At 64.2% G+C, this 19,722-nt stretch carries 18 protein-coding genes; 9 read left to right on the top strand and 9 right to left on the bottom strand.

Features of this window, described 5'->3' with window-relative positions; genetic code table 11:
- Window positions 1-39: 39 nt before the first annotated feature.
- The 5 genes from ACVW1B_RS07940 (at window position 40) to ACVW1B_RS07920 (ending at window position 4,851) form a co-directional block, all read left to right on the top strand.
- On the top strand, window positions 40-1,398 hold the full coding sequence (locus ACVW1B_RS07940; protein ID WP_253609391.1) for a formimidoylglutamate deiminase: 1,359 nt from the start codon (window positions 40-42) through the stop codon (window positions 1,396-1,398).
- Window positions 1,395-2,138, top strand: a complete 744-nt coding sequence (hutC, locus tag ACVW1B_RS07935) for a histidine utilization repressor (protein WP_283062382.1) — start codon at window positions 1,395-1,397, stop codon at window positions 2,136-2,138. Before ACVW1B_RS07940 ends, hutC begins: the two co-directional genes overlap by 4 nt.
- Before the next feature lie 134 nt (window positions 2,139-2,272).
- Window positions 2,273-3,217, top strand: a complete 945-nt coding sequence (locus ACVW1B_RS07930; protein ID WP_438079709.1) for an ABC transporter substrate-binding protein — start codon at window positions 2,273-2,275, stop codon at window positions 3,215-3,217.
- 78 nt (window positions 3,218-3,295) lie between these two features.
- Complete coding sequence (locus ACVW1B_RS07925) at window positions 3,296-4,069, top strand: ABC transporter permease (protein WP_018270830.1); 774 nt, start codon at window positions 3,296-3,298, stop codon at window positions 4,067-4,069.
- Window positions 4,066-4,851: an ABC transporter ATP-binding protein gene (locus ACVW1B_RS07920; RefSeq protein WP_456821464.1), complete on the top strand. Its 786-nt coding sequence runs from the start codon at window positions 4,066-4,068 to the stop codon at window positions 4,849-4,851. Before ACVW1B_RS07925 ends, ACVW1B_RS07920 begins: the two co-directional genes overlap by 4 nt.
- A 143-nt stretch (window positions 4,852-4,994) precedes the next feature.
- Here ACVW1B_RS07920 and ACVW1B_RS07915 read toward each other — a convergent pair whose 3' ends face one another.
- The 7 genes from ACVW1B_RS07915 to urtA form a co-directional block, all read right to left on the bottom strand.
- Window positions 4,995-5,342, bottom strand: coding sequence for an FmdB family zinc ribbon protein (locus ACVW1B_RS07915; RefSeq protein WP_253609396.1), 348 nt, complete (start codon window positions 5,340-5,342; stop codon window positions 4,995-4,997).
- Between the two features lie 101 nt (window positions 5,343-5,443).
- Window positions 5,444-6,673, bottom strand: a complete 1,230-nt coding sequence (gene fmdA / locus ACVW1B_RS07910) for a formamidase (RefSeq protein ID WP_253609397.1) — start codon at window positions 6,671-6,673, stop codon at window positions 5,444-5,446.
- Window positions 6,674-6,701: 28 nt separating this feature from the next.
- On the bottom strand, window positions 6,702-7,391 hold the full coding sequence (gene urtE, locus ACVW1B_RS07905) for an urea ABC transporter ATP-binding subunit UrtE (RefSeq protein WP_253609398.1): 690 nt from the start codon (window positions 7,389-7,391) through the stop codon (window positions 6,702-6,704).
- A 12-nt stretch (window positions 7,392-7,403) separates the two neighbouring features.
- Window positions 7,404-8,159, bottom strand: a complete 756-nt coding sequence (gene urtD, locus ACVW1B_RS07900; RefSeq protein WP_057015909.1) for an urea ABC transporter ATP-binding protein UrtD — start codon at window positions 8,157-8,159, stop codon at window positions 7,404-7,406.
- A 12-nt stretch (window positions 8,160-8,171) separates the two neighbouring features.
- Complete coding sequence (gene urtC, locus ACVW1B_RS07895) at window positions 8,172-9,308, bottom strand: urea ABC transporter permease subunit UrtC (protein WP_092079986.1); 1,137 nt, start codon at window positions 9,306-9,308, stop codon at window positions 8,172-8,174.
- 17 nt (window positions 9,309-9,325) lie between these two features.
- Entirely contained in the window at window positions 9,326-10,252 is a 927-nt protein-coding gene (urtB, locus tag ACVW1B_RS07890; RefSeq protein WP_076833517.1) for an urea ABC transporter permease subunit UrtB, read from the bottom strand.
- A 171-nt stretch (window positions 10,253-10,423) separates the two neighbouring features.
- Window positions 10,424-11,686, bottom strand: a complete 1,263-nt coding sequence (urtA, locus tag ACVW1B_RS07885) for an urea ABC transporter substrate-binding protein (RefSeq protein WP_057015907.1) — start codon at window positions 11,684-11,686, stop codon at window positions 10,424-10,426.
- A gap of 169 nt (window positions 11,687-11,855) precedes the next feature.
- Here urtA and ACVW1B_RS07880 point away from each other — a divergent pair, with 169 nt between their 5' ends.
- Both ACVW1B_RS07880 and ACVW1B_RS07875 read left to right on the top strand, forming a co-directional pair.
- Window positions 11,856-15,224, top strand: a complete 3,369-nt coding sequence (locus ACVW1B_RS07880) for a hybrid sensor histidine kinase/response regulator (RefSeq protein WP_456821463.1) — start codon at window positions 11,856-11,858, stop codon at window positions 15,222-15,224.
- Window positions 15,214-16,140 carry a response regulator gene (locus ACVW1B_RS07875; RefSeq protein WP_225161586.1) on the top strand — a complete coding sequence of 309 codons (927 nt, stop codon included), beginning with the start codon at window positions 15,214-15,216 and terminating at the stop codon, window positions 16,138-16,140. Before ACVW1B_RS07880 ends, ACVW1B_RS07875 begins: the two co-directional genes overlap by 11 nt.
- Window positions 16,141-16,190: 50 nt before the next feature.
- Here ACVW1B_RS07875 and ACVW1B_RS07870 read toward each other — a convergent pair whose 3' ends face one another.
- Window positions 16,191-17,186 carry an AraC family transcriptional regulator gene (locus tag ACVW1B_RS07870; protein WP_456794076.1) on the bottom strand — a complete coding sequence of 332 codons (996 nt, stop codon included), beginning with the start codon at window positions 17,184-17,186 and terminating at the stop codon, window positions 16,191-16,193.
- A gap of 131 nt (window positions 17,187-17,317) precedes the next feature.
- On the opposite strand from ACVW1B_RS07870, the gene ACVW1B_RS07865 reads away from it, so the two are divergent.
- Both ACVW1B_RS07865 and ACVW1B_RS07860 read left to right on the top strand, forming a co-directional pair.
- A complete protein-coding gene (locus ACVW1B_RS07865) occupies window positions 17,318-17,854 on the top strand; it encodes a carboxymuconolactone decarboxylase family protein (protein WP_456791902.1) in 537 nt (178 codons plus the stop codon).
- Between the two features lie 37 nt (window positions 17,855-17,891).
- Window positions 17,892-18,398, top strand: a complete 507-nt coding sequence (locus tag ACVW1B_RS07860) for a YkgB family protein (protein WP_057015903.1) — start codon at window positions 17,892-17,894, stop codon at window positions 18,396-18,398.
- A 574-nt stretch (window positions 18,399-18,972) separates the two neighbouring features.
- Here the strand turns inward: ACVW1B_RS07860 and cobF are convergent.
- Entirely contained in the window at window positions 18,973-19,722 is a 750-nt protein-coding gene (gene cobF / locus ACVW1B_RS07855) for a precorrin-6A synthase (deacetylating) (protein WP_253609404.1), read from the bottom strand.

The following is a 19,722-nucleotide window of genomic DNA, read 5'->3' as shown; positions in this document are numbered from 1 at the left end:
TATAATCGTGTCCGGGTTCTGTCCAGCCGGCGTGAAAAAATGACACGACTGCATTTCGCATTCGCGCTGCTGCCTTCGGGCTGGGCCAATGACGTGCAGGTCGTCGTTGTCGATGGCGCGATCGCCTCGGTGACGGCGGGCGTTGCGCCCAGCGCCGGCGACGAACGTCACCAAATGGCGGTTCCGGGATTGGCGAGCCTGCACAGTCACGCGTTTCAGCGCGGCATGGCCGGCCTTGCCGAACTGCGCGGCGACACGACCGATACGTTCTGGACCTGGCGTGAGACGATGTATCGGTTCGCGCTGACCATGACGCCGGACGACGTCACAGCCGTCGCCACCCTGCTCTATGTCGAGATGCTCGAGCGGGGCTTTACCCGTATCGGCGAGTTTCACTATCTGCATCATGATCGGGACGGCGCGCCCTACGCCAATCTCGCCGAGATGGCCGTACGCATCGCAGAGGCCGCCGACGCCTCCGGCATCGGGCTCACGCTGCTGCCGAGTTTCTATGCTCACAGCACGTTCGGCGGCGCCGCACCGCATGCCGGGCAACGTCGCTTCATCTGCTCGGTCGATCAGTTCGCCGCGCTGATGGCCGCCTCGCGCGAGGCAATCCGAAAACTTCCCGGCGCCAACATCGGCATCGCTCCGCATAGCCTGCGCGCCGTGGCGCCGGATGAGCTGGCGGCGATCATCCCGCTTGCCGGGGCGGACCCGATCCACATCCACGCCGCCGAACAGGTGCGCGAGGTGGAGGATTGCCTTGCCTGGTCAGGACAGCGGCCGGTGCAATGGCTGCTCGAACATGCGCCCGTCGATCGACGCTGGTGCCTCATTCACGCGACCCACATGACGGAGCAGGAAGTCAATGCACTCGCCGGCAGCGGCGCGGTTGCCGGCCTTTGCCCCGTCACCGAAGCAAGTCTCGGCGACGGCATCTTCTCGGCGCGCGAATTCCTCGCCGCGGGCGGCCGGTTCGGCATCGGAACCGATTCCAATGTGCTGGTCGGCGTCGCCGACGAACTGCGCCAGCTCGAATACGGTCAGCGGCTGAAACACCGCGAGCGCAATGTGCTCTCGGGGCGTCCCGGCACATCCACCGGCCGCGCCCTGTTCGACCAGACGCTCGCTGGCGGCGCGCAGGCTCTGGCACAGACCAAGGCCGGGCTTGCGCCCGGCGCGCGCGCCGACATCGTCAGCCTCGACACCGCGCATCCGTCCCTCGCGGGACGGTCGGGCGATGCGGTTCTCGACGGCTGGCTGTTTGCAACCGGCAGCGACGCGATCGACTGCGTCTGGGCCGGCGGCGACAAGGTGGTCGCGGGCGGACGGCACCGGCTGCGCGACAAGGCGCGCGAGCGGTTCAATGCGAGCGTGCGGAGGCTCGTCGCATGAGTCTCGCCTCCGACCAGGCCAAGCCCGGCGCGGCGAACAAGCCGACACTCTACAAGCGCATCCGGCTCGACATCGAGACGCGGATCCTGACCGGCGAATGGCCGCCCGGGCATCGCATCCCCTTCGAACACCAGCTGATGGCGCGCTATCGCTGCTCGCGCATGACGGTGAACAAGGCGTTGTCGGAACTGGCGCAGGCCGACCTGATCGAGCGGCGGCGGCGTGCCGGCTCATTCGTGCGCCGTCCGCAGCATCTGTCGGCGGTGCTCAAGATCGCCGACATCCGCGCCGAGATCACCGCGCTCGGCCGCAGCTACGGCTATCAGCTGATCGAATGCCGGCGGCGTACCGCGACATCGGCCGATCGCGCCCGGCTCGGCGTCAGCACGGCCGGCAAGGTAGTCGCGATCGCCTGCCGGCACAGCGCCGACAATGTGCCGTTCGCCGTCGAGGACAGACTGATCGATCTCTCCACGGTCCCGGAAGCTGCAACCGCGGACTTCGCCCGCGAACCGCCGGGATCATGGCTGCTGCACCACGTGCCGTGGACCGAAGCCGAGCATACGATCAGCGCCGTCGTCGCCGACGACCGCACGGCAAAGGCGCTCGACATCGCGGTCGGCGCGCCCTGCCTCGTGATCGACCGCTACACCTGGCGCAGCGCACGCACGGTGACGGCGGTGCGGCTGCATTATCCGGGCGAGACGCATCGCCTGGTGGCTCGCTTCAAGGGAGGCTGAGGACGCCTTGCGCGGCATATTTCATGCAATGCATCATGGGCCATCGTCCGCCGACATGCTTCATGCGGCAATCCGCCGCGACTGACGTGAAGACATCAACTGGGTTCAATCCATCGTTCAAGGGGTCGACAATCATGCGTTCCTTCAAGCTATTGCCCGCAATCGCAGTGTTGCTCGCGTCCACGGGCGCGTTCGCGGATGACGTCAAGGTCGGCGTCGGCATCTCCGGATGGACCGGCTTCGCGCCGCTGACGCTCGCCAAGGAGGCCGGCATCTTCAAGAAGAACGGCCTCGACGTGACCCTGAAGAAGATTCCGCAGAAGGACCGCCATCTCGCGATCGCCTCGGGCGACATCCAGTGCGCGGCCACCACGGTCGAGACCTGGATCTCCTGGAACGCCAATGGCGTCGCGACCAAGCAGATCTTCCAGCTCGACAAGAGCTATGGCGCCGACGGCATGGCCGTGCGCAACGACGTCGCCGCGATCAAGGACCTCAAGGGCAAGACCGTCGCGGCATCGGCGCCGGGTACCTCGCCCTATTTCGCGCTGGCCTGGATGCTGAAGAAGAACGGCCTCACGGTGAAGGACGTCACCGTGGTGAATCTGGAGCCCGCCGCCGCGGCGCAGGCCTTCGTCTCCGGCCAGAACGATGCCGCGATGACCTACGAACCCTATCTGTCGACCGTGCGCGCCGCTCCCGACAAGGGCAAGATCATCGCGACCACGCTCGACTACCCGATCGTGATGGATACCTTCGGCTGCACGCCGAAATTCCTGACCGACAATCCGAAAGCTGCGCAGGCGCTGGCCAACAGCTATTTCGAGGCGCTCGACATGATCGCCAAGGACCAGGCCAAGTCCTACGAGATCATGGGCGCTGACGTGAAGCAGACCGGCGAGCAGTTCGGCAACTCGGCAAAGTACCTGCGCTGGCAGGACAAGGCCGCCAACCAGAAATTCTTCGCCGGCGACTTCCTCACCTTCAACAAGGACGCCGCTGAGTTGCTGCTCGAGGTCGGCATCATCAAGGCCGCGCCGAAGGTCGAGGACATCTACGACGCCAGCTTCATCAAGTAACGCAGCAACCCTTTCCACCGGTCCCGCATCGCGACACAGCGGGCGGGACCGGCGCATAAGCTACGCCCGGATCATCTGATGCGTCCTCTCGAGCCCACGACATCGAAGCAGCGCGTGGCCTATGGCCTCGCCTTCTTCGTGCTGTTCGTCGCCCTCTGGTCCTGGGCAACGTTCGGCGGCCACGTGTCGAAGACCTTCCTCGCCAACCCGCTCACCATGGTGCAGGAAGGCTATGAGCTGCTCGCCAAGCAGGGCTTTCTGTTCGACATCGGGATGACGATCTGGCGCGTGATCGGCGGGTTTGTGCTTGCTGCCGTCATCGCGGTGCCGCTCGGCGTTTTGATGGGAGCCTACAAGCCAATCGAGGCCTTTCTCGAGCCGTTTGTGTCCTTTGCGCGCTATCTGCCGGCATCCGCCTTCATCCCGCTGCTGATCCTGTGGGCGGGCATCGGTGAGTTGCAGAAGCTGCTTGTGATCTTCATCGGCGCGGTGTTTCAGATCATCCTGATGGTGGCCGTCACCGTCGGTGCCACAAGGCGCGACCTGGTGGAGGCCGCCTATACGCTCGGCGCCCGCGACCGCGGCATCATCCGCCGCGTGCTGCTGCCCTCCGCTGCGCCCGAGATCGCTGAAATCCTCCGGCTGGTGCTGGGCTGGGCCTGGACCTACGTCATCGTAGCCGAGCTGATCGGCTCGTCATCCGGCATCGGGCACATGATCACCGACAGCCAGGCGCTGCTCAACACCGGCCAGATCATCTTCGGCATCATCGTGATCGGGCTGATCGGCCTGATCTCCGATTTCCTGTTCAAGGCCTTCAACGCCTGGCTGTTCCCCTGGAAGCTCGCATGACCGCGCTCAGGATCGATCAGGTCTCGCGAACCTTCCGCGCTCGTGCCGGCAACGCGCCGACGAGAGCGCTTGAGCCGACCACGCTCGACGTCGGCGACAACGACTTCGTCACCATCCTCGGCCCCTCCGGATGCGGGAAATCCACCCTGCTCCGGATCATCGCCGGGCTCGACCGGCCGACCAGCGGACGGGTCACGCTCGACGGGCGCGAGGTCACCGGCCCCGGCGCCGACCGTGGCATGGTGTTCCAGTCCTACACTCTGTTCCCCTGGCTGACGGTGCGGGAGAATATCGCATTCGGCCTGCGCGAGCGCGGCGTTGCGCAAGAAGAACGCCATGAGATCGCCGACGCGTTCATTCGCCGGGTCGGGCTGTCGGGCTTCGAAAATCACTGGCCCAAGCAGCTGTCAGGCGGCATGCAGCAGCGCACCGCGATCGCCCGGGCACTGGCCAACGATCCGAAGATCCTGCTGCTCGACGAGCCGTTCGGCGCGCTCGACAACCAGACGCGGGCACTGATGCAGGAGATGCTGCTCGGCATCTGGGAGCGCGACCAGAAGACGGTGCTGTTCGTCACCCACGACATCGAGGAAGCGATCTTCCTCGGCAGCCGCGTCATCGTCATGAGCGCGCGGCCCGGCCGCATCAAGGCCGAGATCGCGGTCGACCTGCCGCATCCCCGGTCCTACAAGATCAAGACCACGCCCGAATTCGTCGCCCTGAAGGAGCGGCTGGTGGAAGAGATCCGCACCGAGGCCCTGAAGGTCGCCGAACAGGCCTGAGAGCCTGTTTCTCCGTCATGCCCGGCCTGTGCCGGGCATCCACGTCTTTGCTTCAATCGGACAAGAAAGACGTGGATGGCCGGGACAAGCCCGGCCATGACGAAGCAGCGCCAGTTGAGGAAAGCCGACGATTGGCTGCGCTGTCAGTGGCTGATCATCCAGGGACGCGCGGTGGGAAACCCCTTGGCGCCGCTCTTGGTCTTGGTCATCAGCCGTGCCGGCTTCTTCCTTCCCGTCGAGCAGCAGCCGCAGCCCGGGCCGTGCGCGGCCTTATATTGATCGAGCGTCTTCGGCGCGTGCCGGCTCTGCTCATTGGTGGCGTGCGCCTTGCGCTTGTCCGAGGGCATGCAGAAGAACGCCGGCGCGGTGAGGATCACGCGCAGCGACGTCGCCTCGCATTGCGGGCAGTCCTGCGGCAGGTCGCATTCCGCCATCGGCCGCATGTCGGTGAACGGGCCGCAGTCGTTGCAGAGATATTCGTAGATCGGCATTTCCTTAATCCTTGCGCAGTCGTGCGTGACATTCGGCGATGGATGCGGGGCGGCCGATACGCAGCCGTCCCGCACCCTTCGCGCAGGGATCACCTAAAGGATCACTTGTCCGGTGAGATCGGCATCTGCACGTCGCCCTTGATGTGCTTGATCGGTCCCGCCGACGACGGCATGACGTCGAAGTCGAAGATCTCCGTCGGCAGCCACAGCGTGGCACAGGCATTCGGCACGTCGACGACGCCGGAGATGTGGCCCTGGCACGGCGCGGTGCCGAGGATCGAGTAGGCCTGGGCGCCGGAGTAGCCGAACTTCTTCAGATATTCGATCGCGTTCAGGCAGGCCTGGCGATAGGCGATGTGGACGTCGAGATAGTGCTGCTTGCCGGCCTCGTCGACCGAGATGCCTTCGAAGATCAGATAGTCCTTGTAGTTCGGCGTGATCGGCGACGGCTTGAACACGGGGTTCTTGATACCGTATTTCGAGACGCCGTCCTTGATGACATCGACCTTGATGTGCAGCCAGCCGGCCATTTCAATGGCGCCGCAGAAGGTGATCTCGCCGTCGCCCTGGCTGAAATGCAGATCGCCCATCGAGAGCCCGCCGCCCGGCACATAAACCGGGAAGTAGATCTTCGAGCCGCGCGACAGATCCTTGATGTCGCAATTGCCGCCATGCTCGCGCGGCGGCACGGTGCGGGCGCCCTCGAGGCCGATCTTGGCCTTGACGTCGCCCTTGGCCCGGCCCGCATGGGCGGTCGGCGCGAACGGCGGGTTGGCGAGGCCCGGCACGCGGGTCGGGTTGGTCGCGATCAGTTCCGCTTCGCGTGCGTTCCATGCGGCAAGCATCTTGGCGTCGGGCAGACAGCCGATCAGGCCGGGATGGATCAAGCCGGCGAAGTTCACGCCGGGAATGTGCCGCGACGAGGTGTAGAGGCCCTTGATGTCCCAGATCGACTTCTGTGCCAGCGGGAAATGGTCGGTGAGGAAGCCGCCGCCATTCTGCTTGGAGAAGAAGCCATTGAAGCCCCACAGGCTCTCCTTCAACGGACCAACGTCGAGCAGGTCGACGACGAGGAGATCGCCGGGCTCGGCGCCCTTGACGCCGATCGGGCCGGACAGGAAGTGCACGATCGACAGATCGATATCGCGCACGTCGTCGGCTGAATCGTTGTTCTTGATGAAGCCGCCGGTCCAGTCGACGGTCTCGATGATGAAGTCGTCGCCGGGGCTGACCCACTCGACGATCGGAACCTCCGGATGCCAGCGGTTATGGATCTTGTCGTTTTCATAGGCCGACTTGCTGAGATCGACCTTGATCAGTGTATCTGGCATCGCATTGCTCCCCTTCGTTTACTGGTGGTTACACAGACAGATATTTCGAGATCTGCGCGGCATCGACGCTGGCGCGCGGATCGTCGCGGACGATCTCGCCGTTCTCGATGACGAGCACGCGGTCGGCGATGTCGAGCGCGAAGCTCAGGACCTGTTCGGAGACCACGATCGACAGCCCGCGCTCGTCGCGGATCCGCTTCAGGGTGCGCGCCATGTCCTTGATGATCGACGGCTGGATGCCTTCGGTCGGCTCGTCCAGCAGCAGCACCTTCGGCTTGGTCGCCAGCGCGCGGGCGATCGCGAGCTGCTGCTGCTGTCCACCCGAGAGATTGCCGCCGCGGCGGCCCTTCATCTCGAGCAGCACCGGAAACAGCTTATAGATGTCGCCCGGTACCTCGGAGCCGCCTGACACCACGAGCCCGGTCTCGATGTTCTCCTTCACCGTCATCGTGGAGAAGATCATGCGACCCTGCGGCACATAGGCGAGCCCCTTCGCGACCCGCTCGTAGCTCTTCATCGCGCCGAGCTCGGTGCCGTCCATGGTCACCTTGCCGCTCTTGGCCGGCAGGATGCCCATCAGCGACTTCATCAGCGTGGTCTTGCCCATGCCGTTGCGGCCCATGATCGCGACGATCTCGTTGGGTGCCACCGAGACGTTGAGGCCGTGCAGCACCTCGCTCTGGCCGTAGGCGACGTGAAGATCATTGATTGCCAGCATCGTCCCAGTTCCTCAGTGGCCCAAATACACTTCGATGACTTTCGGATCGTTCTTGACGTGCTCCATCGTCCCCTCGGACAGGATCTGTCCCTGGTGCAGCACCGTGACCTTGTGCGCGATGTCCTCGACGAACTTCATGTCGTGCTCGATCACCAGCACCGAACGGTCCTTGATGATGCGGTTGAGCAGCTCGGCCGTCTTGGCGCGCTCGGACACGCTCATGCCGGCGACCGGCTCGTCGAGCATTAGGAGGTCCGGGTCCTGGATCAGCAGCATGCCGATCTCGAGCCACTGCTTCTGGCCATGGCTCAACTGGTCGGCATAAGTATTGAGCTTGTCCTTCAGGAAGATCATCTCGGCGACCTCCTCGACCCGCTGCCTGACGGTATCGTCGCGCTGGAAGGTCAACGAGCCGAACACGGTGCGGCCGCGCGGGAAGGAAATCTCGAGGTTCTCGAACACGGTGAGATCCTCGAACACCGACGGCGTCTGGAACTTGCGTCCCACCCCGGCCTGCACGATCTCGTTCTCGCGCAACCTGGTCAGCTCCTGGCCACGGAACTGGATCGAGCCTGACGTCGCCCTGGTCTTGCCGCAGATCAGGTCGAGCACCGTGGTCTTGCCGGCGCCGTTCGGGCCGATGATGACGCGGATCTCGTTCTCCTCGACATAGAAGGAGAGATCGTTCACCGCCTTGAAGCCGTCGAAGGACACAGTGAGACCGGAGACCGCGAGCAGGAAGTCCTTGGGCTGATGGCCGACGAGCATGATGATCCCTCCTCACTCGGCCGGTGCGCCGTCGGCGATCAGGCCGGCCGCCGATTTCGATTTGCGTGATGCCAGCAGGCGATCGATGCGCGGCTGGACGTGGTCCGCCCAGATGCCGGAGAGCCCGTTCGGGAATGCGAGTACGACAGCGATGAACAGCGCGCCGAGGCCGAACAGCCAGAGCTGCGGGAAGGACTCTGAGAGGCTGGTCTTGGCGAAATTGACCAGGAGGGCGCCCCAGACCGCGCCGAAGATCGACATCCGGCCGCCGACCGCGGTGTAGATCACCATCTCGATCGACGGCACGATGCCGACGAAGGATGGCGACATGAAGCCGACCTCGAGCGTGAACATGGCGCCGCCGATCGCAGCAAACACCGCCGCGGCGCAGAACGCGAAGATCTTGAAGTTGGCGACGCTGTAACCGGAGAAGCGCACGCGATCCTCCTGCTCCCGCATTGCCACCAGGATGCGCCCGAGTTTTGTCAGGCGGATGAACTGCGCGACGCAGATGCAGCCGAACAGCAGCACAACCTCGACGAAATACAGAATGAACTTGGCGTGATCGGTGCGGATGTCCCAGCCGTGCAGCGTGCGCAAGTCGGTAATGCCGTTGATGCCGCCGGTGTAGCCTTGCTGCCCGACAATCAGGATAGTGAGGATCGCGGCGATCGCTTGCGTGATGATGGCAAAGTACACGCCGCCGACCCGGCGCTTGAACATCGCGGCACCGATGATCAGCGCGAAGACCGCGGGAACCAGCAAGATCGCAAGCAGCGTGACCGGGAAGCTGTGGAACGGCTTCCAGAAGAAAGGCAGCGAGGTGAGCTGGTTCCAGTCCATGAAGTCGGGGATGCCCGGCGTCGACTGGATCTTGGTGTTCGCGACCGACGACGCCTCGAGCTTGAGGTACATCGCCATGCAGTAGCCGCCGAGGCCGAAGAACACGCCCTGCCCCAGGCTCAGGATGCCGCCATAGCCCCAGCACAGCACGAGGCCGATCCCGACGAAGGCGTAGGTCAAATATTTGGCGACGAGGTTGAGGCGGAAGATATCCAGCGACAGCGGCAGGACGAGAAACAACAGCACCGCGAGCGCAAGGAAGCCGAGCAGTTCGGAGCGATTGAAAAAGCGCGAGTTGATGATCATGACCAGCCTGCTTGTTCTTATTTGCGGACCTTGAGCGCGAAGAGCCCCTGCGGACGCACCATCAGGATCGCGACGATCGTCAGCAGCGTGATCACCTTGGCCATCGATCCGGACAGGAAGAATTCCAGCGTCGATTGGGTCTGCGAGATCGAGAAGGCGGAGGCGATGGTGCCGAACAGCGAAGCCGCACCGCCGAACACGACGACCAGGAAGGTGTCGACGATGTAGAGCTGGCCGGCGGTCGGTCCGGTCGAGCCGATCATGGTGAAGGCCGAGCCGGCGATCCCGGCGATGCCGCAGCCGAGGCCAAAGGTGTAACGATCGACCTTCTCGGTGTTGATGCCGACGGCGCCCGCCATCACGCGGTTCTGCACCACGGCGCGTACCTGCTTGCCCCAGCTTGACCAGAACAGCACATAGGCGACCGCGATCGTGATCAGGATGGTCAGCGCCATCACGAACATGCCGTTGATCGGAATCTGGATGGAGTCGGTCGCCTGCCAGGAGCCCATCATCCATTCCGGCAGTTCGACGCCGACCTCGCGCGCGCCGAAGACCGAACGATAGGCCTGCTGCAGGATCAGGCTGAGGCCCCAGGTCGCCAGCAGCGTGTCGAGCGGACGCTTGTAGAGATGGCGTATCAGCGCCCACTCGACCAGCATGCCGAGCGCGCCTGACGCAATGAACGCGAGGATCATTGCGATGAAGAAGTAACCGGGGAACAGCCAGGGCGCGACGTGCTGCACGGCGTTCGACGTCATCCAGGTGACGTACGCCCCCAGGATCATGAACTCGCCATGGGCCATGTTGATGACGCCCATCTGGCCGAAGATGATGGCAAGCCCCAGCGCCATCAGCACATAGACGGAGAACAGGATGAGCCCGGCAAATCCCTGCATCGCAAGGATGGCGCCGAGATCGCTGATCGAATAGTCGCCGAACATCTGGTCCTCCGTCATTCCAAGGGGCACGCGCCGCCGGTCAAGCGACGCTCGTTCCGTGGCGTGGACGATGACGTCCACGCCACGATGCGTTGTGGAGCTTCGTAGCCCGGGTGAGCGGGTGCGATACCCGGGACGGTCCCGCATATCGCCCCGCTCATGAGGGCTACTGGCTCACTGGTAGCCCTTGGGGAACGGATCCGGCTCGACGAGATCGGCGGTCTCGTAGATCAGCTCATACTGGCCATCGGCCTTGGCGCGTCCGACGCGGGTCTTCGACCAGAGGTGATGGTTCTCGTGGATCCGGACGTAACCTTCCGGCGCGCCCTTGAACTCGACGCCGGGCGACGCCGCCGCCACCTTGTCGATGTCGAAGGAGCCGGCCTTCTCCACCGTCAACTTCCACAGCCACGGGCCGAGATATGCAGCCTGGGTGACGTCTCCGATCACGGTCTTCTCGCCCCACATTTTCTTGAACGCGGGCACGAAGGCCTTGTTGTTCGGATTGTCGAGCGACTGGAAGTACTTCATGCAGGCATAGGCGCCGGCAATGTTCTCGCCGCCGATGCCGTCGATCTCGTCCTCGGTGACCGAGATCGTGAGCAGCGTCTGCTTGGACAAGTCGATGCCGGCCGCCTTGAGCTGCTTGTAGAATGCGACGTTGGAGCCGCCGACGATGATCGCGTAGATCACGTCCGGCTTGGTCAGCTTGATCTTGTTGATGACCGAGTTGAACTGGGTCGAGCCGAGCGGGAAGTATTCCTCGCCGACCACTTTGCAGCCTTGCAGATGGTTCTCGATGTGCTTGCGCGCGATCTTGTTCGAGGTGCGCGGCCAGATGTAGTCCGAGCCGAGCAGGTAGAAGCTCTTGGCGCCCTTGGTCTTGTTGACCCAGTCGAGACCGGCGATGATCTGCTGGGTCGCCTCCTGCCCCGTGTAGATCACGTTCTTGGACTGCTCGAGGCCTTCATAGAAGGTCGGGTAGTACAGCATGCCGTTGTACTGCTCGAACACCGGCAGCACCGCCTTGCGCGAGGCCGAGGTCCAACAGCCCATCACGGCCGCGCATTTGTCGTTGACCAGCAGCTTCTTGGCCTTTTCCGCGAAGGTCGGCCAGTCGCTGGCGCCGTCTTCCTGGATGAACTTGATCTTGCGGCCGAGCACGCCGCCGGCGGCATTGATCTGCTCGATCGCGAGCTTCTCGGCCTCGACCGACCCGGTCTCGGAGATCGCCATGGTGCCGGTGACGGAATGCAGGATGCCGACCGTGACTTCGCTATCGGTGACTGCAAGACCCGTGGTGTTGACCGCAGAGGTTGCAGGAACGTCGGCAAATGCCGGACGGCCCAGCATCGAAACGGCCGGCAATGCCGCCATTCCCATCAAGAGCTTGCGCCGGAGCGGAGACTTCAGGCCTGGTTTTGGTTCGTCTGACATGAGCACCCCATCTGGTTCGAGAACGCTTATTGATCAGGCGAGGATTGCTCACTTTTGTGCAGCGCACTGATACGTGAGATCGCGTATACTGCACCGCAAAATAGCGACGTAGGTTTTTGGTACGGGATTTGCCCGCGATCAGCGCATCGTGGACCAGGAGTTCAAACGAGTGGCAGGGCGGCAGCGGATAGACCGCGTCAGGCGCCAGTACAATCAATGGGTCGCCAACCAGACGCTGGAAGACTACGCGCTGCGCTTCACCGCCAAGAGCGCGCGGCGCTGGTCCGCCGCCCGCGTCGCCAACACCGCGCTCGGCGCGATCTCCTTCCTCGCGCTGGAGGCGATCGGCGGCACCATCACGCTGAACTATGGCGCGATGAATGCCTCCGCCGCGATCCTGGTCGTCAGCGTCATCATCTTCCTCTGCGGGCTGCCGATCGCCTACCATGCCGCGAAAAGCGGCATCGACATCGACCTGCTGACCCGCGGCGCCGGCTTCGGCTATATCGGCTCGACCATCACCTCGCTGATCTACGCCTCCTTCACCTTCATCTTCTTCGCGATCGAGGCGGTGATCCTGGCCAGCGCGCTCGACATGTGCTTCGGCATCCCGCGGCCGATCGGCTATTTGATCAGCGCAGTCGTGATCATTCCGCTGGTTATCTACGGCATCACGCTGATCAGCCGCTTCCAGCTCTGGACCCAGCCGCTGTGGATCATCCTCCACATCATGCCGTTCGCGGCGATCGCCTGGGCCAATCCGCATTCCTTCACCGAGTGGCGCAAATTCGCCGGCGATCACGGCGATCCCGCAGGGAATCTCGACCTGCTGCTGTTCGGCACCGCCGCCTCCGTCGTGTTCGCGCTGGTGGCGCAGATCGGCGAGCAGGTCGACTTCCTGCGCTTTCTGCCGCGCGACCGCCGCACCTCGCGCAAGGCCTGGTGGATCGCGCTGCTGAGCGCCGGTCCCGGCTGGATCGTGCTCGGCGCGCTCAAGCTACTGGCCGGTTCGTTCCTGGCCTTCTTCGCGCTCAGCCACGGCGTCTCGGCCGAGCACGCGGCCGAGCCGGCCAACATGTATCTCGAAGCGTTCCGCTACGTGCTGTCGCAGCCGGATCTGGCAATGGCGCTGACCGGGACGTTCGTGATCCTGTCGCAGGTCAAGATCAACGTCACCAACGCCTATGCCGGCTCGATCGCCTGGTCGAATTTCTTCTCCCGCCTCACCCACTCGCATCCCGGCCGCGTGGTGTGGCTGGTGTTCAATGTCGTCGTCGCGCTGCTGCTGATGGAGATCGGCGTCTACAAGGCGCTGGAGCAGACGCTCGCGCTCTACTCCAACGTCGCGATCGCCTGGGTCGGCGCGCTGGTGGCCGATCTCGTCGTCAACAAGCCGCTCGGCCTGCGGCCGCAGCACATCGAGTTCAAGCGCGCCCATCTCTGCGATATCAATCCGGTCGGCGTCGGCGCGATGACGATCGCCACCGTGGTCTCGATCAGCGCGTTCTACGGCCTGTTCGGCCCGACCGCGAAGGCGCTGTCGGCCTTCGTTGCGCTTGCGGTCGCGTTCGTCACGGCTCCCCTGATCGCCTGGGCCACCGACGGCAAGTACTACATCGCCCGCAAGCCGAAGCGGAGCTGGCAGAACATTGAATCGATCCAGTGCTGTATCTGCGAGCATGCGTTCGAGCCCGAGGACATGGCCTCCTGCCCGGCCTATGCCGGCCCGATCTGCTCACTGTGCTGCTCGCTCGACGCACGCTGCCATGACCTCTGCAAGCCGCATGGCCGGATCGGCGCACAGGTCTCGGACGCGCTGGGCAAGGTGATGCCGCAGCCGATCTACGCCCGCCTCAATTCACAGCTCGGGCATTACCTCGGCGTGTTCGCCGTCTCGGCCGGCCTCGTGGCGCTGGTGCTCGGCCTGATCTACCTGCAGACCACGGCAGCCGTGCATGCCAACGAATTGCTGGCCGACGTGCTCTGGAAGGTGTTCTTTGCGCTGACCCTGATCATCGGCGTCGTCGCCTGGCTGTTCGTGCTGGCGCAACAGAGCCGGCGCGCCGCGGAAGCGGAAACGCGGCGGCAGACCACGCTGCTGATCCAGGAGATCGACGCCCACAAGCGCACCGATGCCGAACTGCAGCGCGCCAAGGAAGTCGCCGAGTCAGCCAATCTCGCCAAGAGCCGGTACGTCGTGGGCCTCAGCCACGAGCTGCGCTCGCCGCTGAATGCGATCTCCGGCTACGCGCAATTGCTGGAGCAGGACGATAGCCTGCAGGTGCGGCCGCGCGAGCAAGTGCGCGTCGTCCGCCGCAGCGCCGATCATCTGTCTGGGCTGATCGACGGCATCCTCGATATCTCCAAGATCGAGGCCGGCCGGCTCTACCTGTCGCGCGACGAAGTGCGGCTGAACGATTTCCTCGAGCAGCTGGTCGGCATGTTCCGCCTGCAAGCCGCAGCAAAAGGCATCGACTTCGTGTTCAAACGGCCGGCCGTGCTGCCCGTCGTCGTCTATGCCGACGAGAAGCGGCTGCGGCAGATCCTGATCAACCTGCTGTCGAATGCGATCAAGTTCACGCAATCCGGCCAGGTGCAGTTCGTGGTGCATTACCGCAGCCCGGTCGCAGAGTTCGAGGTGATCGATACCGGGCCGGGCATCCAGCCCGACGACCTCGAGCGGATCTTCGCGCCGTTCGAGCGCGGCGCGCTCGGTGTCAGCCAGCCGCAGACCGGCACCGGGCTTGGCCTCACCATCAGCCGCCTGCTCGCGGGTGTGATGGGCGGCGACATCAAGGTTTTGAGCATGGTCGGCACCGGCAGCACGTTCCGCGTCAAGCTGCTGCTGTCGGAGGTCACCAATCCGCGGCGCGATGCACCGGTCGATGCTCCCGTGTACGGCTATCACGGTCCGCGCAAGACCATCCTGATCACCGACGACGACCCGACCCACCGCGACCTCCTGCGCGAGATCCTGACGCCGCTCGGCTTCATCCTGCTCAGCGCGCCGGACGGGCCAGGCTGTCTTGCGCTCGCGCAGCATTGCCGGCCGGACCTGTTCCTGCTCGATATCTCGATGGCGGGCATGGACGGCTGGACGGTCGCCGAAACCTTGCGCTCCGAAGGCCATCACCAGGCGCGGATCCTGATGATCTCGGCCAGCGCGCTGGAGGCGCATGGCGCGCCGCTGGCGCAACCATTCCATGACGGCTACCTGATGAAGCCGATCGACATCCCGCGGCTGCTCGAGACCATCCGCCAATTGCTCAAGATCGAGTGGCAGTATGAGGCCGAGCCGGCCGCGCCTCCGCAATGGAAGCCCGAGAGCGGTTCGCGGCCGCCGGTGAAATATGTCGAAGAACTGATCAGCCTCGGCCAGCTCGGCTATGTCAGGGCGATCCAGCTCAAGCTCGACGAGATCGGCAACGAGTGTCCCGAACATGCCGACTTCGTCGGCCAGATGCGCACGCTGATCGACCGGTTCGATCTCGATCAATATATGGCGACGTTGAAGACATTGCACAGCTATGACCATTGAACAGAAGAAGCGCGACGTCGCGCTCGTCGTCGACGACTCTCCGGAGACGTTGCGCCTGCTCACCGACGCGCTCGACGGCGCCGGCATGACCGTGATGGTCGCACTTGACGGTGCCTCCGCGATGCGCATCGTCGAACAGATCACGCCCGATATCGTGCTGCTCGATGCCGTGATGCCCGGCATGGACGGTTTCGAGACCTGCCGGCGGCTGAAGCGCGATGCCGGGCTTGACGGCGTGCCGATCATCTTCATGACGGGTCTCGCCGAGACCGAGCACATCGTGCGCGGGCTGGAGGCCGGCGGCGTCGACTATGTGACGAAGCCGATCGTGGTCGAGGAGATGCTGGCGCGCATCCGAGTCCATCTCGCCAATGCGCGGATGACGCAAAGCGCCCGCGCGGCGCTCGATGTCTCCGGCCGCTATCTGCTCGCCGTGAACAGCGCCGGCGCGCTGCTGTGGGCGACGCCGCAGGCACAGCGACTGCTGTCGGATACGCTCGCCGACGCCGCCGACAATTTCGTGCTGCCGGATCCGATGCCGCAATGGCTCGAACAGGCGCAGAAAGGCAAGACCGGATCGAAGACCGCGACCATGGCGTCGTTCCCCGGCAACGAGCAGCTTCGGCTGCAATATATGGGCAAGCTCGGCCCGAACGAATTCCTGCTGCGGCTCGCCAAGGACACCAGCGGCGACATGCCGGCCGAGTTCTCCAGCGAGCTCGGCCTGACCACCCGCGAGGGCGAGGTGCTGTCCTGGCTCTCCAAGGGCAAGACCAACCGCGACATCGCGCAGATCCTCGGCCTCAGCCCGCGCACAGTCGACAAGCATCTCGAGCAGATCTACGCCAAGCTCGGCGTCGAGAACCGCACCGCCGCCGCCGCGATCGCGGTCAACGCAAGGCATCGCAAATCTTGATCTAGCGCCTCTGCGCCTCGCACCGAAACGTACGCGAGGCACGGGGGACGCTACGCATCCACAGTCGGCGAACTGCCTTTCCGATCAGCCGGCACGGCAGATTCCAACGACACGTCGTGTTCCGGCGGCTGCGTCTTTCGCCACTGCGCCGGCGTCACGCCCATGTGGCTCTTGAAGGCGCGCTGAAAGGCGGCCTCCGATTGATACCCGACCATCTCCGCAACGGCGCCGGTCGAAAGCGATGATCCCTTCAACTCGTTTGCCGCAAGTGTCATCCTGATATCGGTGAGCAGATCGCTGGCCGATCGCCCGAGCTTGTCCTGGAACTGCCGCGCCAGCGTCGCGCGCGACATGTTGCAAAGCCGTGCGAGCTCCGGCAGCGACCACGCATGCGCGGGCTCCTTGAACATGGCGGCCACGGCCGGTGCGAGCCTGGGATCGCCGACCAGGGCGAGAAGTCCCCGTGACGTTGCATCGGTCTCGCTGGCAAGCCGCAGCACAAGCGCGAACATTGCCGTGGATAGCGCATTCAGCATGGCGTGGCCGCCCAGATGATCGTCGGCCGTTTCGCTGCGCATCAGGGACACGAGCCCGGCGAGCTGCGCAGCCGTTCCCTTTCCCGCACGCGTGCCGGCATGCACGACAAGACGCGGCGGAAGATAATTGCGCAACAGACGGTCGTGTGGCGGAGCAATCGCGAAGTGCCCGCACAACAGGTCAAGCCGTTCGTCCGATCCGAGGTTTTCGCTGATCGTGAAATTCTCCGCTGCCCGGTTGCGCGCCGGCAGCGGTGTCGCCCCGCTTCCGTCGTGCATCACGTGTCGCGGGTTGCCGGGAAGCAGGAGAATATCGCCGGGCTTCAGCAGCAACGGCCGTCCGCCCGCGGCGTCGTCCAGGATCGCCGAGCCGGCAAGCACCGCATGATAGGGGATTTCACTGGTTACACCCGGTCCCTGCTCGATACGCCAGGGGACGCTGTAGCTGCAGCGCAGGTCGAGCCGCCCGCGCACCGGCATCATCTCGAACAGCCGGCTCAGCCAATCCATAGCCAAATTCCCCTGAAGCAGCACTTGAGACGATTGAGCATATAAACGAGCAATATGAACATTCAATGTCTCAAATCTCGATCCTAATGTCACTCCGCAATCGTTCACCACCCCGAACAAGGAGTGCCACCATGTCTCGTCTCTCAACCCCCAATCTCGAAAGCGATACCGGCCCGTCGGGCCAGATCTACGCCCAGATCAAGAAGGCGATCGGCGCCGTCCCGAACACCTACGCGGCGATTGCGGCCCACGGTCCGGCCGCGCTCAAGTCGATCCTCGCGGCCGATGCCGTGCTGACCGGCGGCAGCCTGCCCCGGCGCGACCTGGAGGTCGTCAAGCTCGTGATCAGCGCAGCCGGCGGCTGCGATTATTGTGTCGCCGCGCATTCGCATCTCGCCAGGCTCGCCGGCGTGAATGCCGATGTGCTCAAGCAGATCCGCAACGGAGCGCCGACCGGTGACGCCCGGCGCGATGCGCTCGTGCATTTCGTCCGCAAGCTCGCGCAGTCGAGCGGCACCGTCAGCGACGGGGATTTCGCCGCGATCAAGTCCGCCGGCTACAGCGACGCACAGCTGGTCGAGATCAGCCTGGCGTTTGCGACCACGGTCTTCACCAACGTCTTCAACCGCATCAACGACACCGACATCGACTTCCCGGCAGTCGCGTGAAGCGACCGGGCGATGTCACGCGAAAAGGATCACGACCATGACCACGCTTGCCAACACCACACAAAATCCGCTTGTCCGCGCGCTTCATAGGTCCGGCCTGCTCGCGGAAGATCTCGACTATCACGTCGTCCGGGCCGCGATGGTGATCATGTTCCTGTTCTTCGGTTACCAGAAGTGGTTTCCGTACGAGTTCGAACGGCTGGTCCCGTTCATCAGCAACGGGCCGCTGATCTGGTGGCTGTACCCAGCGTTCGGCCACGCCGGCGCCAGCTACTTCCTTGGCGCCTCGGAGTGGACGTTCGGTTCGCTGCTGCTCGCGGGCTTCTGGGACAAGCGGCTCGGCGTGCTCGGCGCCCTCGGCTCGACCGGAACCTTCATCGCGACGGTCACCATCATTCCGTTCATGCCTGATGGCTGGGACGTTGCCGCCGGTGGCTTCCCCGCGATGACCGGCAACGTGCCGTTCCTGATGAAGGACGTCGTTCTGCTCGCCGTCTCGCTCTACCTGCTGCGACAGGACGTGGTTCGTCTAATCAGGCAATAGCTGATCACGATTGATCGCCGGTGGGCCTCGGGCGTGCCGGCGATCGCGCGTGGTATTGAGCAGACGCAGCATTTCTCTCGAACACAACGACATGGCAGTCACTATTGCTGCACGGTCCGGCGGCCCATGCTCTTTAAGAACCGAGCCATAACCCATTGCCGAACTTGCATAATGCGTTGAAAATCGGCCACGCGCTCCGCGCGATCGGCTGCGCTGTCGCCCGCTCGACGACGCACCGCCGCTTCCATGCACGAATGATCCGGTAGCTCTCCGGCCATGAACATAGTTCCGCCGCGCGGTCTGCGCTAAGAAGGAGCGCCGGTGTTGTTCTGGGGTGAGTTGATGAAGAAGGACGACGTCACATGCCCGCGTTGCGGGGCTGGATTCCGACGCCTTGAGCTGGCATCCAGGTCAGGAAGTGAGGGCGAGTATCGCTGCCCGGTTTGCGAGACGACCCTCGAGCAGTTCGATGGCGACAAGCTTGTCGCTTACCGCCTGACCATCCAACCCTCGATTCGCGGGTTGAAGACCTAGCGGCCCCGCTGCATGGAATGCCGCCGGAGCAAAATCCGGATCACGATCTCCGCTTCAGGACATAGCTGTCCATGATCCAGCCGTGCCGCTCACGCGCCTCGCGTCGCGCGGCGACGATGCGAGGACCCACCTCTGCCAGTTCTCCCGCCATGACGATCTGATCGGGCATGCCGAGATAGGCGCCCCACCAGATTTGCAGTCCGGCAGGATCCAGCGTCTGGAAGGCGGCGCCGCCGTCGAGCATCACGACCACGGTGTCGAGGCCGGGCGGCCAGCCGCCCTCGCGCAGCCGCCGGCCGGTCGTGACGAGGAACGGCTCGCCGATCTCATTAAGCGGCAGCGCATGCGCCGCGCACAGCGCCTGGATCGACGTGATGCCCGGGATCACCTCGATCGATGGCAACGGATCGAGCCGGCGCGCAATCCGCAGGCTCGAATCGTAGAGCGAGGGATCGCCCCAGATCAGCAGGGCGACGCGTCCCTCCCCGCCGAGATGGCGCGCGATTTCCTTCGACCACGTCGCGGCGATCGCATCGTGCCAATCGTCCACGCCCTTGCGATAGTCCTCCTCACCGGCGTCACGCACCGGCAGGTCGAACTCGGCAATGCGTGTGCGGTCGTTGCTCAACGCTTCCGCGCAGATGGTGCGACGCAACTCGGCGAGATCCGACTTCGCCGTCCCCTTGCGCGGGATCAGGATCAGGTCGGCGGCATTGATCGCGGCGGTCGCGGCGAAAGTGAGCTGCCGGGGATCACCACAACCGATGCCGATCAGAGACAGCGTCAACAT

This window comes from Bradyrhizobium sp. USDA 4502 (genome assembly GCF_054063355.1).
The sequence above is the reverse complement of the archived record's forward strand: the minus strand, read 5'-3'. Positions and strand labels throughout refer to the sequence as shown.

Excerpts from the sequence above, each read along its gene's own strand:
- ACVW1B_RS07940 (WP_253609391.1), top strand. The coding sequence starts at position 40 with ATGACACGACTGCATTTCGCATTCGCGCTGCTGCCTTCGGGCTGGGCC.
- hutC (WP_283062382.1), top strand. The coding sequence starts at position 1,395 with ATGAGTCTCGCCTCCGACCAGGCCAAGCCCGGCGCGGCGAACAAGCCG.
- ACVW1B_RS07930 (WP_438079709.1), top strand. The coding sequence starts at position 2,273 with ATGCGTTCCTTCAAGCTATTGCCCGCAATCGCAGTGTTGCTCGCGTCC.
- ACVW1B_RS07925 (WP_018270830.1), top strand. The coding sequence starts at position 3,296 with ATGCGTCCTCTCGAGCCCACGACATCGAAGCAGCGCGTGGCCTATGGC.
- ACVW1B_RS07920 (WP_456821464.1), top strand. The coding sequence starts at position 4,066 with ATGACCGCGCTCAGGATCGATCAGGTCTCGCGAACCTTCCGCGCTCGT.
- ACVW1B_RS07915 (WP_253609396.1), bottom strand. The coding sequence starts at position 5,342 with ATGCCGATCTACGAATATCTCTGCAACGACTGCGGCCCGTTCACCGAC.
- fmdA (WP_253609397.1), bottom strand. The coding sequence starts at position 6,673 with ATGCCAGATACACTGATCAAGGTCGATCTCAGCAAGTCGGCCTATGAA.
- urtE (WP_253609398.1), bottom strand. The coding sequence starts at position 7,391 with ATGCTGGCAATCAATGATCTTCACGTCGCCTACGGCCAGAGCGAGGTG.
- urtD (WP_057015909.1), bottom strand. The coding sequence starts at position 8,159 with ATGCTCGTCGGCCATCAGCCCAAGGACTTCCTGCTCGCGGTCTCCGGT.
- urtC (WP_092079986.1), bottom strand. The coding sequence starts at position 9,308 with ATGATCATCAACTCGCGCTTTTTCAATCGCTCCGAACTGCTCGGCTTC.
- urtB (WP_076833517.1), bottom strand. The coding sequence starts at position 10,252 with ATGTTCGGCGACTATTCGATCAGCGATCTCGGCGCCATCCTTGCGATG.
- urtA (WP_057015907.1), bottom strand. The coding sequence starts at position 11,686 with ATGTCAGACGAACCAAAACCAGGCCTGAAGTCTCCGCTCCGGCGCAAG.
- ACVW1B_RS07875 (WP_225161586.1), top strand. The coding sequence starts at position 15,214 with ATGACCATTGAACAGAAGAAGCGCGACGTCGCGCTCGTCGTCGACGAC.
- ACVW1B_RS07870 (WP_456794076.1), bottom strand. The coding sequence starts at position 17,186 with ATGGATTGGCTGAGCCGGCTGTTCGAGATGATGCCGGTGCGCGGGCGG.
- ACVW1B_RS07865 (WP_456791902.1), top strand. The coding sequence starts at position 17,318 with ATGTCTCGTCTCTCAACCCCCAATCTCGAAAGCGATACCGGCCCGTCG.
- ACVW1B_RS07860 (WP_057015903.1), top strand. The coding sequence starts at position 17,892 with ATGACCACGCTTGCCAACACCACACAAAATCCGCTTGTCCGCGCGCTT.
- cobF (WP_253609404.1), bottom strand. The coding sequence starts at position 19,722 with ATGTTGACGCTGTCTCTGATCGGCATCGGTTGTGGTGATCCCCGGCAG.